This window comes from Flavobacterium soli DSM 19725, from assembly GCF_000422705.1.
Taxonomy (GTDB): Bacteria; Bacteroidota; Bacteroidia; order Flavobacteriales; family Flavobacteriaceae; genus Flavobacterium; species Flavobacterium soli.
This window is the reverse complement of record NZ_AUGO01000003.1, coordinates 263,415-280,200: the sequence shown is the minus strand read 5'-3', so window position 1 is coordinate 280,200 and position 16,786 is coordinate 263,415. Positions and strand designations below refer to the sequence as shown.

Annotated in this window: 8 protein-coding genes and 1 pseudogene; all 9 read left to right on the top strand. The window is 38.0% G+C overall.

The window, feature by feature from the left end:
* Nucleotides 1-9: 9 nt before the first annotated feature.
* On the top strand, nt 10-3,531 hold the full coding sequence (locus tag G508_RS0106675; RefSeq protein WP_026704590.1) for a DUF6443 domain-containing protein: 3,522 nt from the start codon (nt 10-12) through the stop codon (nt 3,529-3,531).
* Nucleotides 3,528-3,899: a hypothetical protein gene (locus G508_RS0106670; RefSeq protein ID WP_026704589.1), complete on the top strand. Its 372-nt coding sequence runs from the start codon at nt 3,528-3,530 to the stop codon at nt 3,897-3,899. The genes G508_RS0106675 and G508_RS0106670 overlap by 4 nt, the downstream gene beginning before the upstream one ends.
* Before the next feature lie 191 nt (nt 3,900-4,090).
* Nucleotides 4,091-4,594, top strand: a pseudogene (locus G508_RS20650) (IS1 family transposase).
* 156 nt (nt 4,595-4,750) lie between these two features.
* Nucleotides 4,751-7,042 carry an NADP-dependent malic enzyme gene (locus G508_RS0106660; RefSeq protein ID WP_026704588.1) on the top strand — a complete coding sequence of 764 codons (2,292 nt, stop codon included), beginning with the start codon at nt 4,751-4,753 and terminating at the stop codon, nt 7,040-7,042.
* 82 nt (nt 7,043-7,124) lie between these two features.
* Entirely contained in the window at nt 7,125-7,706 is a 582-nt protein-coding gene (gene ruvA / locus G508_RS0106655; protein ID WP_026704587.1) for a Holliday junction branch migration protein RuvA, read from the top strand.
* A 36-nt stretch (nt 7,707-7,742) separates the two neighbouring features.
* Entirely contained in the window at nt 7,743-15,077 is a 7,335-nt protein-coding gene (sov, locus tag G508_RS0106650; RefSeq protein ID WP_026704586.1) for a T9SS outer membrane translocon Sov/SprA, read from the top strand.
* Between the two features lie 148 nt (nt 15,078-15,225).
* Nucleotides 15,226-15,606 (top strand): glycine cleavage system protein GcvH, encoded by a 381-nt coding sequence (gcvH, locus tag G508_RS0106645; RefSeq protein ID WP_026704585.1) that lies wholly within the window; start codon nt 15,226-15,228, stop codon nt 15,604-15,606.
* Nucleotides 15,560-15,982 (top strand): VanZ family protein, encoded by a 423-nt coding sequence (locus tag G508_RS19770; protein WP_084625924.1) that lies wholly within the window; start codon nt 15,560-15,562, stop codon nt 15,980-15,982. Before gcvH ends, G508_RS19770 begins: the two co-directional genes overlap by 47 nt.
* A gap of 46 nt (nt 15,983-16,028) precedes the next feature.
* The gene (deoC, locus tag G508_RS0106635; RefSeq protein ID WP_026704583.1) at nt 16,029-16,772 is read left to right on the top strand and encodes a deoxyribose-phosphate aldolase; all 744 of its coding nucleotides are present in this window, start codon (nt 16,029-16,031) and stop codon (nt 16,770-16,772) included.
* Nucleotides 16,773-16,786: the final 14 nt, after the last annotated feature.

The following is a 16,786-nucleotide window of genomic DNA, read 5'->3' as shown; positions in this document are numbered from 1 at the left end:
AATTAAGATATGAAAAAAGTAATATTCCTATTGTTTCCTTTATTCTCTTTTGCGCAAACCACTACCCAAAATTATATAAAGAATACTATCTACAAGGTTCCTGTGACAAGTACATTATCTGTTCCAAATGCAAATAAGACAGAGACAGTTACCTATTATGATGGATTAGGAAGGCCTAAACAGTTGGTAAATGGAAGAGCCTCGAATAACGGTAGAGACATCCTTACACATATATCCTATGATAACTTAGGCAGGCAATCGAAAGATTTTTTGCCTTATGAAAGTGCAAACACTACACTTGCCTATGATCCATCGGCAGAATCGAATACGCTGGATTTTTATGATACTACGCAATACGAAAATACATTAAACCCATATTCTGAAAAAAAATATGAAGATTCTCCCTTAAATAGGGTGCTAAAGGAAGGGGCACCTGGTAATGATTGGATGTTGCCAATTACATCATCTGATCCGGATCATTCTGTCAGATATAGCTATCTTGTGAATACTGAACAGGATGAAGTGAAAATGTTTGCAGCTACAGCGACAAGTCCATCTGCAGGTTTATATAACATATCACTATCAAATTATAATTATTATCCTGCTGGCCGATTATATAAGACAGTAATGAAGAATGAGAACTGGATTCTTGCCGATGGAAAAAATAATACAAGCGAGGAATTTAAGAATAAAAGTGGCGAAGTTGTATTAAAAAGGACATATAATGAAAACATTGCTCACGACACTTACTATGTAAATGACCAGTTTGGCAACCTGACCTATGTTTTGCCTCCGTTAGCCAACGGAAGTATTACTAACCCCGTATTGGAAGGCGTATGTTATCAGTACAAGTATGACTCACGCAACCGCCTTGTGGAAAGGAAGCTTCCAGGAAAGCAATGGGAATTTATCGTCTACGACAAGCTCGACAGGGTGGTGGCTACTGGGCCTGCCAACTCGCCTTTTAGCAATATAACAGCTTCGGGCTGGCTTATAACCAAGTATGACGCCTATAACCGACCAATACTGACGGCTTGGAAAGAGGCAACTGTTACCAGCAGTACGAGAAACACATTGCAGGGTATATACAATGGAGCTGCCGCCACCACGATAAGTGAAAAGCGAACCACATCTGCAACGGTGAATTCAACAGTGAACGGAGTTGCTTTTAATTATACCAATGTGGCCGAACCCACTGTAGGCTATCATGTGCTGACCGTTATCTATTATGATAATTACAGTTTTCCTAATGCTCCAGTAACCTTTTCTGTTATGTGGGATGGCACTACAGAACAAGTACATTACAATAATACGGATAAGAAACCCAAGGGGCTGGCAACTGGTTCCTGGGTGCGAGTGCTGGAAACCTCTACGATGTATAAAAATGAGCTTTCCTATATGCTGTATGACAGGAAGGCTAGTGTAGTGATGAGCCATAAGGTAAATTATCTGGGAGGCTACACAAGAGCACTTACCAAATATGACTTTGAAGGGAAGGTATTGCAAACGCAAACCTTGCATAAGCGATTGGCAGGCACATCCCAGGAGTTGGAAGTAAACGACTATTTTACCTATACCGACCAAGGCAGGCTGCTGGAGCAAAGGCACAAAGTAAATGGTGGGACAGAGGAACTTATCACCAAGAATGAATATGACGCGTTGGGTCAATTGAAGAACAAGCGTGTTGGTGGCCTTTTGACGGGACAAGGTTTGCAGAAGGTAGATTTTACGTATAATATCCGGGGCTGGCTCAAGGGCATCAACAACACACAAAGCTTTACTGAAAGTGGCTCGCCAACGGATCTTTTTGCCTTCAAGATTGGCTACAATGAAGTGGAAGGCACAACTACACCCTTGTATAACGGCAATATAGGAGAAACCTATTGGAAGACACATCCCGAGAACGTGTTAAGGAAATACAGCTATGAGTATGACGATTTGAACCGTCTGACGGATGCCTATTATCAAAAGCCGGGACTAACGCAATCCTATACGGCTGCCTACAACGAAGAAATCAGTTACGACAAAAACGGCAATATCTTCCATCTTTATAGAAACGGTTATTTGGATAAGGATGATGGTAGCGTCTATCCCATAGATGATTTGAACTATATATATGACACCGATTCTAACGTGCTCAGGAGGGTCGATGATAACAGCAATAGCCTTGATGGCTTTTTAGATGGTAATAAAAACAAGGCGTTTAACCCCACCCACAAGGATTATGATTTTGAGTATGATGCCAATGGCAACATGACCGCTGACTGGAACAAGGGAATCCAGGGGATTACCTATAACCATTTGAATCTCCCAACAAGAATCAACTTCAAGGTTGATGCGGGACAAAAATTTATTTCCTATCTTTATAATGCATTGGGGCAGAAAGTTATGAAGCACGTTCTGAACCAATCGCCAAATGGCGAACAACAAAACGTGATGACGGATTATTTGGATGGCTATCAGTATATAGCTACAGTTTTAGAATTTTTTCCAACAGCAGAAGGATATGTCAGGGTAACCAATGGAAACCTCTTTAACTATGTGTATAATTATACCGACCATCTGGGCAACATCAGGCTGAGTTATACCAAGGAAGGCACCGCTACACGAATATTGGAGGAGAACCATTATTATCCCTTTGGGATGAAGCACAACTACAACCGAGAGATTCGGGATTGGGGAGGCTCCCCAGGAACAGGTGGGATCTATGCAATAGTGGAGGAAGTAAGAAGGGGTAACTATCAGTATAAGTACAATGGTAAAGAGTATCAGGACGAGCTGGGGCTTAACTTCTACGACTATGGGGCGAGGAATTACGACCCTGCGATTGGTAGATGGATGAATATTGACCCGCTGGCGGAGACAAGTAGAAGGTTTAGTCCTTATACTTATGCTCTGAATAATCCAGTTTACTTTATAGATCCTGATGGAATGGTATCTAAAGCTTTTTTTGAAAATATATTGAATAATATGACTGGTACTGAATTTCACTGGACAGCCAAGAATAATGGGACGCAATTTGCAGGTAGTGAGGATGGAGGTATTTACAGTCAAGATGACCAGGAAGACCCAAAAAAGAAAAGAACAAATTCTGGAAAAGGTGAAAAAGCGCCAACTTTAGACCAGGCAAATGAACATTATAGAAATGGTGGTGGGGATCCATATTATGTTGATGCGTCAACTGTTGATTTAAATTTTTTACATACTAAAACTAAAAACTGGATTGTAGGAAAAACATATTTGATACGTACTTTACTTAATTCGCAACAGGGTAAAGTATTTGGAAAACTACTTGTTACTTATAAAGGTAACAATCAAGTAGAAATAGTTGCTAATACTTATGACTTTAATATGGAGTTTTCTAATCCTCTTAAAGTTTCTGAATTTCTTTCACCAAGAAATTTTCTTACAGCATTAGGAGAAGTCTATGCTGGGGAAGGAACCCCCTTTGATTTTGTATTTAAAGGTTTAAATACCATAGAGGCACCTTCAATTATACCACAACCTTATTTATATAAACAATATCCATGAAAAAAATAGTTTCAATATTTAGTTTATTTTTAGCTTTTAGTTGTAATCTTTCTAATCAAGAATACGTTCTGCCTAGTGGATATTTATTTTATAAAGGAGGAGGATCTACAAATTCCATACTTAGAAATAATGAGCTAATAATCCATAAAGGAGTAGTTGAATACAGTTTTACCGATAATTATATTTTCTTTTCAGTAGATAGTACAAATTCTAAGGAACCAAAAAAAGTATCGACGAAGTTATTAAGTTATTATATTCATGATATTAAAAAGGATACTTTGTCAAGGCCTTTAAATTATAAATTTTTTAATGAATTTATTAAAGAAAATAAAGTTGATGAAAAATATAATATTTCTAAACACCAGTAATGTATCGAGCGGGTAGGTAATGTTTCAGATTAGGTGTTTTTCAAAAACACCACTTTAATTCCTTGAAAAACAGTATGTATTTTGAAATTCCAAACCAATTAGAGGTGACCCAACAGGTCGCCTCTTCTATTTTTAAGGTCGGATAAGGACTAAAAATGCTTTTCTTGTATCTTAATGTATCAAAATAGGTCATGGAAATAAAATGTAATTTTTGTAGTGGTAAATGCATAAAGAATGGATTTCAAAACAATGAGAAGCAACGTTATAAATGTTGTATCTGTCAAAAGCGGCAACAGTCTTGCTATGGCTACAATGCTTATTAGTCAGACCTCAATCAGATAACCAAGGAAGGCCTGGGAATAAGAAGCACTGCAAGGGTATTAAAAATTTCGGCTACCACATTGTTGAAAAGGATTGTTTCGATTGCCAAAAGCATTCAACAGCCCATTATCAGTAAGGGAAAAGCCTGTGAAGTTGATGAGATGTGTAAGTACTGTCGGGATTTTACCAGAAAGGCCACCCCATTCGCCGCGGCGAACAACCCTCCACAGGAGGGGAATTTTGGTACGAATCATATTGAAAGGAATAATCTAACATTGAGAACCCATCTGAAAAGATTGAATAGGAGGGCTATCTGCTTCAGCAAAAGTTTGATTGTTTTGGTTTTTGTATTGAAAATATATTTTTGGAGTTAAATTGGCAAAGCTGTAAAGCTATAAAATTTCAAGAATACTATTTTCCATAGTTAACCAAGTTTGGACTCCAATAAATATTCAATAAATAAGCCCCCAAAAGTTTCCTTTTTACATTCAGACTTTTACCTTTGTAAGTCGGAATAAAAACGATTCTAAATGAACAAGTACAGCAAAAGAAGAGAAGCTTTATTATACCACGCCAAACCCACCCCTGGGAAAATTCAAGTAGTACCAACCAAGAAATATGCCACCCAAAGGGACTTGTCCTTGGCCTATTCGCCAGGAGTTGCGGAACCTTGCCTTGAAATTGCAAAAGACGTCAACAACGTTTATAAATATACTGCCAAAGGAAATCTTGTAGCCGTGATCACCAACGGAACCGCAGTTTTAGGTCTGGGTGACATTGGTCCCGAAGCCTCAAAACCGGTTATGGAGGGAAAGGCTTTATTGTTTAAGATTTTTGCCGATATTGATGTTTTTGACATCGAAGTGGGTACAAAAGACATCGATGCTTTTATCGAAACGGTTAAGAATATTGCTCCAACTTTTGGCGGCATCAACCTTGAAGACATCAAGGCACCCGAATCTTTTGAAATCGAAAGACGCCTGGTGGAGGAATTGAACATTCCGGTGATGCATGATGACCAACACGGAACGGCGATTATCTCGTCGGCAGCCTTGTTGAATGCCTTAGAATTAGCTGATAAAAAGATTGAAGATATAAAAGTAGTGGTTTCTGGAGCAGGTTCGGCCGCTTTGGCTTGTGCCAATCTATATGTACTTCTAGGTGTGAATGTCAAAAATATCATCATGTTTGATAAAGATGGGGTCTTGTCGAAAGACCGTCAGGATTTATCCGCTTTACAACAAAAATATGCCAACGGAATCCCAGCTATCGACTTGAAACACGCCTTGAAAGGTGCTGATGTATTCCTGGGACTTTCGGCCGGAAATATCCTAACTCCTGATATGTTGCTGGAAATGGCAAACGATCCGATTGTTTTTGCCATGGCCAATCCAGTTCCGGAAATCGATTATGATTTGGCCATCGCCACTCGCCATGATATTATTATGGCAACCGGAAGATCCGATCATCCTAACCAGGTGAACAACGTTTTGGGTTTTCCTTATATTTTTAGAGGAGCTCTGGATGTTCGTGCTACCAAAATCAACGAGGCGATGAAAATGGCAGCCGTTCGAGCTTTGGCTTCATTGGCTAAAGAATCGGTTCCAGAACAAGTGAATATTGCCTATGGCGAAACCAAACTGAATTTTGGACGCGATTATATCATTCCAAAACCATTCGATCCACGATTGATTGCCGTTGTGGCTCCAGCTGTTGCAAAAGCAGCAATGGAATCTGGCGTGGCGACACATCCTATCCATGATTGGGAAAAATATGAAGAAGAACTTTTAGAGCGATTAGGGTCTGATAATAAGATGGTGAGGTTATTGACCAACAGGGCGAAAACCGATCCAAAACGTATTGTTTTTGCAGAAGCCGATCATTTGGATGTGCTGAAAGCTGCCCAAATCGTATTGGAAGAGGGAATAGGGCACCCAATTCTTTTAGGAGACAAGGAAGTAATTTTGGAACTAAAAGAAGAACTTGGCTTTGATGCCGATGTGCCTATTTTTGATCCAAAAAAATCAGAGGAAGACGAAAGAAGATTACGATTTGCAGATATTTTTTGGAAGTCGAGACAGCGAAGAGGAATTTCGCTACTGGATGCCCAAAAATGGATGCGTGAACGAAATTATTTTGCCGCCATGATGGTCAATGAAGGCGAAGCCGATGCTTTGGTGACGGGTTATTCGAGAAGTTATCCATCGGTTATAAAACCTATGATGCAACTGATCGACAAGGCTCCGGGTATCTCGTTGATTGCCACTGCCAATATGATGATGACCAATCGAGGGCCAATGTTTCTGTCTGATACCGCCATCAATCCCGATCCATCTGCAGATGATTTGGCAAAAATTGCTTTGATGACTGCCAAAACCGTAAAAATGTTCGGGATGCAACCTGTTATGGCAATGGTTTCCTATTCAAATTTTGGATCTTCGCCAAATGCAAGTGCTTCAAAAGTGAGAGAGGCGGTTGCCTATTTGCATAAATATTATCCAGATCTGATTGTTGATGGAGAAATCCAGACCGATTTTGCCCTGAATCCTGAAATGCTTCAAAAGAAATTCCCGTTTTCAAAATTGGCAGGAAAGAAAGTGAACACCCTTATTTTTCCAAATCTGGAAGCAGCGAATATCAACTATAAAATGCTAAAAGAACTGTATAAAGTAGATTCGATTGGACCTATTATACTTGGAATGGACAAGCCAGTTCACGTCTTTCAGCTAGGTGCTAGTGTAGAAGAAATGGTTAATATGGCAGCCGTTGCCGTTGTGGATGCACAGGAAAAAGAGAAGCGAAACAAGATTGCTACGGTATAGTTTGGATTTTTTTTTCGTTGATACTCAATTACATTCAGTACAATAAAAGATTTTTGCTACATTTGGCAATTACTTAACACTAATGATTGCACATATACAAGGTAAATTAGTAGAAAAAACGCCAACCGAAGTTGTAATAGACTGTTCAGGTGTGGGTTATCATATTAATATTTCGTTACATACTTATTCATTACTTCCGTCATCGGACCATATTAAGCTATTTACGTATCTCCAAATCAAGGAAGATGCCCATACTTTATTTGGTTTCGTAGAAAAGTCTGAGCGAGAGATCTTTAAAATGCTACTCTCTGTTTCGGGAATTGGGGCCAGTATTGCCAGAACAATGCTTTCTTCGCTCGACCCAAAACAGATCATCCAGGCAATTGCTTCGGGTGATGTAGCTACAATCCAGTCTATTAAAGGGATTGGAGCCAAAACCGCACAACGGGCTATCTTGGATTTAAAGGACAAGGTGTTAAAGTTGTATGATTTGGACGAAGTTTCTATAGTACAAAACAATACAAATCGAGATGAAGCGTTATCTGCTTTGGAGGTTTTAGGTTTCATCAGGAAATCGGCTGAAAAGGTGGTTGAAAAAATTGTGAAAGAGCAGCCAGATGCTTCCGTAGAGACGATAATAAAACAAGCATTAAAAAATTTATAGTAGTTGAAGACATTCTATCTTAAAGGAACTGAAGCAATCATGAAAATGGGTATTTTTTTACTTGTTTTCTTTGCCGCATTCGATGTACAAGCCCAAGTTGAAGAGGACGAAGATGACCAAGAAGTTAAGGATACCATTGGTTATAATACGGGAAAATTAGAAATTCAAAATCCACCAAGTGTGGTTTCTGCCTATACCTATGATCCTGTCACCGATCGGTATATTTACAACAGTAAAGTAGGTGAATATAACATCAATTATCCAGCCATTCTAACTCCAAAAGAGTATGAAGATCTTGTGATGCGGGAATCGATGAAAAAATATTTCAAAGAAAAAGCCGATGCTATCGACGGAAAAAAAGAAGGATCGGAAGAGGCCAAAAAAGATTTATTGCCACGTTATTATGTGAATTCCAGTTTCTTCGAAACGATTTTTGGAAGTAATACAATTGATGTAAAACCAACAGGATCGGTAGAAATGGACTTAGGAGTTCGGTATACCAAACAAGATAATCCTTCCTTTTCTCCACGAAATAGAGCGATAACCACTTTCGATTTCGACCAGAGAATCAGTTTGAGCTTGATGGGGAAAGTGGGAACCCGATTGAATGTGAATGCGAACTATGATACTGAATCTACCTTTGCCTTTCAGAATCTTATCAAATTAGAATATACTCCAACTGAAGACGATATCCTTCAAAAAATAGAAGTCGGTAACGTTAGCTTGCCATTAAACAGTTCATTGATTCGTGGAGCTCAAAGTTTATTTGGTGTTAAAGCCCAGTTCCAATTTGGGAAAACCACGATTACAGGAATTTTCTCCGAACAAAAATCACAATCAAAATCAGTTACTGCACAAGGTGGCGGAACGGTTCAGGAATTCGACATCTTTTCGTTAGATTATGATGCTGATCGACACTTCTTCCTTTCGCAATATTTCAGAAATAAATATGATTCTTCTTTGGCTAATTATCCAGTTATTAGTAGCAGAGTTCAAATTACAAGGCTAGAAGTTTGGGTAACCAACAGGCAAAATAGAGTGAGTACTACTGACAATAACTCAAGAAATATTATTGCACTTCAGGATTTAGGAGAGGCTCCATTGAATGGTTTTTTAGAAAATGAAATCGTTAACATCGGACCTGTTATACCACCAGGTTTTTTTAGAACAGGACCTGATGCTCCTTCAGATAACGAAAACAATAGCTTTGATCCAGGACTGATTGGTGCCGGTGGTATCTTGAATCCATCCATCAGAGAGATTGTTACTACCGGGAATGATTCATTTACCGCTCCAGGAGCCACCATTACAGAAGGCCAGGATTATGCAAAATTAGAAAATGCTCGAAAATTATCTCCAAACGAATATACTTTTCATCCACAATTGGGATATATCTCATTACAACAACGTTTGGCAAATGATGAGGTTTTGGCTGTAGCCTACCAATATACGATTGGAAATGACGTTTATCAAGTGGGAGAATTTGGAAATGGCGGGGTTGAATCTACAACCGTAACCAACGGAGCTGATCCAAATAATCAACCTGCTCCAGAGAATCAAGTGATTTCTACACAGAGCTTGATTTTGAAGATGTTGAAAAGCAGTATCACAACGGTTACAAATCCGCAAACTGGATTTACACGACCAATTTGGAATTTGATGATGAAAAATATCTATCAAATTGCTCCAGGAGGACAGCTTGAACAGGAAGATTTTAGGTTCAACATTTTATACAGTGACCCTTCGCCTTTAAATTATATTACTCAAGCTGCCGGAAGTCTTGGTCAACCTTCAATTCCGCTTCCCGAAGATGTTCAGGAAACTCCTTTGTTGAAAGTGTTTAATGTTGACCGTTTAAATTATACAAATGACCCTGAAGAAAATGGCAAGGGTGACGGTTTCTTCGATTTTGTTCCAGGGTTGACAGTCGATACTCAATATGGAAGAATCATTTTCACGACGGTAGAACCTTTCGGGAAGCATCTGTTTGAAAAATTACGATCAGAGAATCCTACTTTTCCTGAAAATTATAACGATCCAACCACGTATAATGCCAATCAGGCAAAATATGTTTTTAGAACACTTTATAGCAATTCGCAAGCCAGGGCTTTGCAGGAAAGTGAAAAGAATAAATTCCAACTTCGTGGAAGGTATAAATCTACTGGTGGAGACGGAATTTCTATTGGAGCATTCAACGTGCCGCAAGGTTCTGTAACGGTAACTGCGGGAGGAAGACGTTTAGTAGAAGGAATTGATTATTCGGTGAACTATCAAAGAGGAACGGTTCAAATTTTAGACCCGGCACTACAGGCTTCTGGCGCTCCAATTGAAATTACTACTGAAAACAATGCCGTTTTTGGACAACAAACCAGAAGGTTTTTTGGTATGAATGTCGAGCATAAATTTTCGGATAAATTTGTATTAGGCGGAACTTTTCTTCGTATGTCTGAAAGACCTTTTACACAAAAATCAAGTTTTGGACAAGAATCAGTAAACAATACTATTTTTGGATTGAACGGTAACTTTTCTACTGAAGTACCGCTTTTGACACGATTGGTCAATAAATTACCAAATATTGATACGGATGTTCCTTCAAATTTATCCTTGAGGGGAGAAGTAGCCTTCTTGAAACCTGATGCACCAAAAGGAGATCGTTTTGAGGGAGAGGCTACTATTTATGTAGATGATTTTGAAGGCTCTCAAACTACAATCGACATGAGATCGGCATTGGCTTGGAGTTTAGCTTCAGTGCCAAGCGATAGTCCCTCGAATGCACATCCATCCTTTGGAGCAGAGTTTTTGGATGATTTGCGTTATGGATTTAAAAGGGCAAAATTAGCTTGGTATACAATTGACCCAATATTCTACTCAAGTCAAAGACCGGGTGGTGTCACCGATGCTGATTTAGCTACTAACAAAACAAGAAGAGTTTACATCAATGAGTTGTTTCCTGTAACGGATATTGCCGATGGCCAACAAACCGTTATCAATACCTTAGATTTAAGTTATTATCCAACCGAAAGAGGCCCTTATAATTTTAGCGATACAGCTACAGGAAATACGCTTCCCAATCCACAGGATAATTTTGGTGGAATCATGAGATCGATCAGTTCAACCAATTTCGAGCAAGGGAATGTGGAGTATATTCAGTTTTGGATGATGGATCCTTATCACAACAATGAAACGGTTGGTACAAATACAGGAAAGGTATATTTCAATCTTGGGGAAATATCAGAAGATGTACTGAAAGATGGTAGGAAACAATATGAAAATGGCTTGCCTGAAGCCACTTCCAATCAAAACACTGTAACATCAGTTTGGGGAAGAGTTCCTGCATCACAATCGTTGATTTATGCATTTGATACCAGTGATGCGAATAGAAATGTTCAAGATGTTGGATTGGATGGTTTGAGTGATGTACAAGAAGCAACATTAGCTGGAGCAAGTGCTTTTGCCGGACTTCCAGATCCTGCAGCTGATAATTATGAATTTTATTTGGATGCTCAAGGAAATGTTTTGGAACGTTATCGAAATTATAATGGTCTAGAACGAAACTCTCCTGTTGATGTAACGGATAATAATAGAGGGAATTCTACTATTCCAGATGTAGAAGACATCAACCGGGACAATACAATGAACACGATTAATGCCTATTATCAATACAGCATTGATTTGTTTCCAAACATGACGGTAGGTCAAAACTTCGTTACCGATATTAGAGAAACCGAAGCTACTATACCGGGTGGAGCATCAGGTTCCACCATTCCAGCAAGATGGATCCAGTTTAAAATTCCAATTGATGGTCCGTTGAAAGAAAACATTGGCGGAATGGAAGACTTCAAGTCGATCCGTTTTATGAGAATGTTTTTGACAGGATTTACAGAAGATATTACATTGCGTTTCGGAACCTTAGATTTAGTTAGAGGTGAATGGAGAAGATTTACTAATTCACTACTTCCATCTGATGTTCCTGAACCGCCAATTGACAATACTTCTTTTGACGTTTTAGCCGTTAACATTCAAGAAAATGGCGAAAAGAAACCTATCAATTATGTTACACCTCCGGGAGTTGTTAGGGAACAATTATACAACAACAATACCGTTATCAACCAAAATGAACAATCGTTAGCATTACGAATTTCGGGTGATGGATTGATTCCTCAGGATTCGAGAGCAGTGTTCAAGAATGTTAGTGTTGACATGCGTCAGTTTAAAAATTTAAAAATGTTTCTGCATGCCGAAGTGCTTCAAAAAGACAATGATCCATTAGAAGACTATGAGATGGCAGCCTTTATACGTTTTGGTAATGATTTTACACAAAATTACTATCAGGTAGAAAAAGCATTAAAAGTAACCGATTCACTTGATGCCTCCACACAAGAAAAAGTTTGGCCTGCCGAAAATGAGTTGGATATTCAAATGGCCTTGCTTACCAAGTTGAAAATTCAGGCAATGAATGCTCAAGAAGGCGAGGTATCTGTTGATGGAGTTTACAGTAAGTATGATTATGAACTTGATGACAATATTGCTCCAGAAAATAGCAGAATAAAATTAAGTATCAAAGGAAATCCAAATTTTGGTTTGGTTCGGACCTTGATGATTGGGGTGAAAAACAATACCGGAACAGATCCTTTAAATTTGCCTGAAAGACCGGTGAGAGGAGAAGTTTGGTTCAACGAGCTTCGACTTGCAGGAATGGACAACAAAGGTGGTATGGCTGCAGTTTTGAGTGTAGATTCGAATATTGCCGATTTTGCTACCATCTCAGCAACAGGAAGAATCAGCACCATTGGTTTTGGAGCTCTGGAAGATGGTCCAAACGAGAGAAGCCGAGAAGATGTGCAGCAATATAATATTGTCACCAATCTTAGTTTAGGGAAATTATTGCCTAAGAAATGGGGCATCACACTTCCGTTCAATTATTCTGTTGGGGAAGAAACGATTACACCACAATATGATCCTTTTAACCAAGATATTAAATTAGATCAGTTGTTGGACATTACAACTGATGCATCTGACAGAGAGAATATTAAAAACAGGGCGATTGATTATACTAAAACTACGAGTATCAACTTCATTGGAGTTAGAAAAGAACGAGCTCCAGAACAGAAGCCCCATATTTATGATCCTGAAAATCTAACACTTTCGTATTCTTTTAATGAGATCGAAAAACATGATTATGAAATTGAAGATTATGTAGATCAGCAACTTCGAACAGCTGTTGATTATGCTTATACTTTCCAGTCAAAACCGATTGAACCTTTCAAGCAAACCAAGTTTATGAAGAAAAGTTCGTATTGGAAATTGCTGAGTGATTTCAACTTTAATTATTTGCCTACCAATATTAATTTCAGCACCAGTATTTTAAGACAATACAACCGTCAGCAATTCCGCCAAGTGGAAAATCTGGGTCTTGAACTCGATCCGCTTTACAGAAGGAATTTCTTATTCAATTATCAATACGGTTTCAATTATAATTTGACCAAATCATTGAAATTGAATTATACTGCATCAACCAGCAATATTGTTCGAAACTATTTGAATGATAATGGTGAGTCAATCGATACTTTCACAATTTGGGACGATTATTGGAACATTGGAGAAGCCAATCAACATAACCAGCAATTGACGGTAAATTATGATTTGCCAATCAACAAGATTCCATTGTTGAGCTTTGTGAAATCTACTTACACTTACACGGGAGATTTCAACTGGCAAAGAGCTTCAATCGCGTTTTCTGATTATGTTGATCCAGATGATGGTCTAACCTATAACCTTGGAAATACGATTCAAAACAATGGAGCCCACCGATTGAATACGGCTTTCAATATGGATTTGTTGTATAAATATATTGGTTTGGTTAAAAGTGCCAATAAAAAACAACCAGCTAGACCAGCGAATCAGGCTCCACCAAAACCAGGTGAAAGAGTAAACAATGCAAGGGCTACCGTTCAAAAAGAAGGAAATGTGTTTCTTGATGGATTGATTGGTGTGGTGACCAGTATCAAGAATGTTCAAATCAATTATGCCGAAACAGGCGGAACCGTATTGCCAGGTTATACTCCAGGATTAGGATTTTTTGGAACGGCTCGACCAAGTTTAGGTTTTGTTTTTGGGGATCAATCCGATGTAAGATACGAAGCTGCAAGAAACGGATGGTTAACAGATTATAGTAAGTTTAATCAAAATTTTACACAAGTTACTTCTAAGACTTTAGACATGACCGCCAATGTGGATTTATTTCCAGATTTTAAGATTGATTTGGTTGCCAACAGAAATTATGTTGATAATGCTTCAGAACAATTTAATGTAGTTGACGGACAATATACTCCTCAATCGCCTTATAACTTCGGTAATTTCTCCATCTCAACCATAATGATAGGAACAGCTTTTAGCCAAAGTGATGAAAATGGTTCGGCAGCTTTTGATGAATTTAGAGAGAACAGGCTGACTATTGCGAATCGTTTGGCAGCAAGCCATTATGGAGGGAATCCAATTCCGAGATATGGAACGGACGTGCCTATTCCTGCAGATCCAAATGATCCAAATTATCAAAGAGTGGTTTCTAATCTAGGCTATCCAGTCGGGTTTGGCAAAAACAATCAAGCCGTTTTATTGCCTTCCTTCCTCGCGGCTTATACAGGAAAAGAAGCTTCGGGAATTACGTTGGGAGCCCTTAGAAGCATGCCGTTACCAAACTGGACGGTAAAATATACAGGATTGATGCGTTATAAATTCTTCAAGGACAGGTTCAAACGTTTTTCTTTGCAACATGCCTACAGGGCTTCCTATACCGTGAATTCCTACCGTTCAAATCTTGATTTTGGACCAACAGCACCTTTGGATGCAGGAGGAAATTTCCAAAATAGAATCTTGATTTCCAATATCAACTTGGTGGAACAATTTAATCCATTGATAAAGGTTGAAATGGAGATGAAAAACTCATTCAAGGTAGTAGGAGAACTTAAAAAAGACCGAGCTTTATCGATGAGTTTCGACAATAATTTATTGACTGAAGTGCAAGGAATGGAATATATTGTAGGTTTAGGATACCGCATCAAGGATGTTATTCTCAATTCGGCTTTAGCTGATAATCCAACAGGAGTTATTAAAAGTGATATCAATTTAAGAGCTGATTTTTCATTGCGAAACAGTCAGACGATTGTGAGATATTTGGATTATGACAATAACCAATTGGCAGGCGGGCAAAACCTTTGGTCAGTGAAATTAATTGCCGATTATTCTTTCAGTAAAAACCTTACTGCGATTTTCTCTTATGACCATTCGTTCTCGAAAGCTGTTATTTCAACCGCTTTCCCAATAACGAATATCAGATCTTGGATTACATTACGATACAATTTTGGAAATTAATAGAATTAATTAAAGAAGATTATCGAGTTGTAATTTCACATTTAAGTTGTAATTTTTAATTTTTAATTGAAACTTAGTAACCAAAACATTTTAAAAATATAATAGTAAGCTATACATTTGCTTTTTCAAACAACAAAACACTATAACAATGAATATTCCATCGAATTTAAAATACACTAAAGACCACGAATGGGTTAGCCTAGATGGCGATGTTGCAACTGTAGGAATTACAGAATTTGCTCAAAAAGAATTAGGAGATATCGTTTATGTTGAGGTAGAAACCTTGGACCAAACCCTTGAAAAAGATGAGGTTTTTGGAACGGTTGAGGCTGTAAAAACAGTTTCGGATTTGTTCTTGCCATTGGCTGGAGAAATCATCGAATTCAATGATTCTCTAGAAAGCGATCCAGAAAAAGTAAACAAAGATCCTTATGGAGATGGCTGGATGATCAAAGTAAAAGTTTCGAATGTAGATGATTTTAATGAATTACTATCAAGTGAAGCTTATAAAGAACTTATTGGAGCATAAAAAACTAGTACTATGGCTAACCATTATTTGGACAGCCATAGTTACTTTTTTCTGTTTGGCTAGTTTTAATGATCTGCCCAAAATAGAAGCAGATCACTTTGATAAGATAGGTCACATTACATTCCACTTCGGAATGACATTCTTGTGGTTTTTGACCTTTAAATTTTATTTTTTAAATGAAAATAGAAACGCATTAATCAAGGCTTTTTTATTTTCATTTTTTTATGGAGTAACAATTGAAATTTGCCAAGACCAATTTACCGTGACTAGAAGTGGTGATCCTTTGGATGTTTTGGCAAATACTTCAGGAAGTATATTGGCGATAATTGTAATCCAAATTGCATTAAGCTACTTTAAAAAACTTCTAAAAAAATAAACTAGAAAAACAGTCCCATTCGCTGGGATTTTTTTATTTTTATCAGATGAACATCAAACAATATTTAGACTCCACCTATTTGAAAACTGCCGAACAAGCAGGACTTAGCGAAGTTGAGAATAAAAAAGTCGTCCAGCAATTTATTCAGGAAGCCATGGATGAACAGTTTAAACTCATCATGATTCGTCCAGAAATGGTACCTTCCGCCAAAGAAATGATTGTTGAGTCCAAATCGAAAGTGCATATTGGAACCGTTATTGATTTTCCCCTAGGACAATCTTCATTAGAAGAAAAATTAAAGGAAGCCAATCAAGCGATTTTGGATGGAGCCGATGATTTGGATTTTGTATGCAACTACGAAGCTTTTAAGGATGGAAATCTCGCATTGGTAAAAGAAGAGCTTCTGGAATGCACAAAACTAGGTTTGGAACATCATAAAATTGTGAAATGGATCATCGAAGTTGCGGCTTTAAACCATCAGCAAATTGTGCAACTTTCGGCACTCATAAAAAATATCGTGATGTCGAATTTCAAGGAAGAATTTTATAGTTCGGTTTTTGTAAAATCCTCTACAGGTTTTTATAAAACAATTAATAATGAGCCGAATGGTGCTACAATCCCAACTATTATCATGATGCTTGAAAATGCTTGTCCGTTGCCCATCAAAGCTGCAGGAGGTGTTAGAACATATGAAGAAGCAGTTCAAATGATTAAACTTGGCGTGAAAAGAATCGGAACTTCATCTGCGAAAGCAATTGCAAACGGAGGAGTTTCAAATAAGGAGTACTAATTTCTGAAATAAAA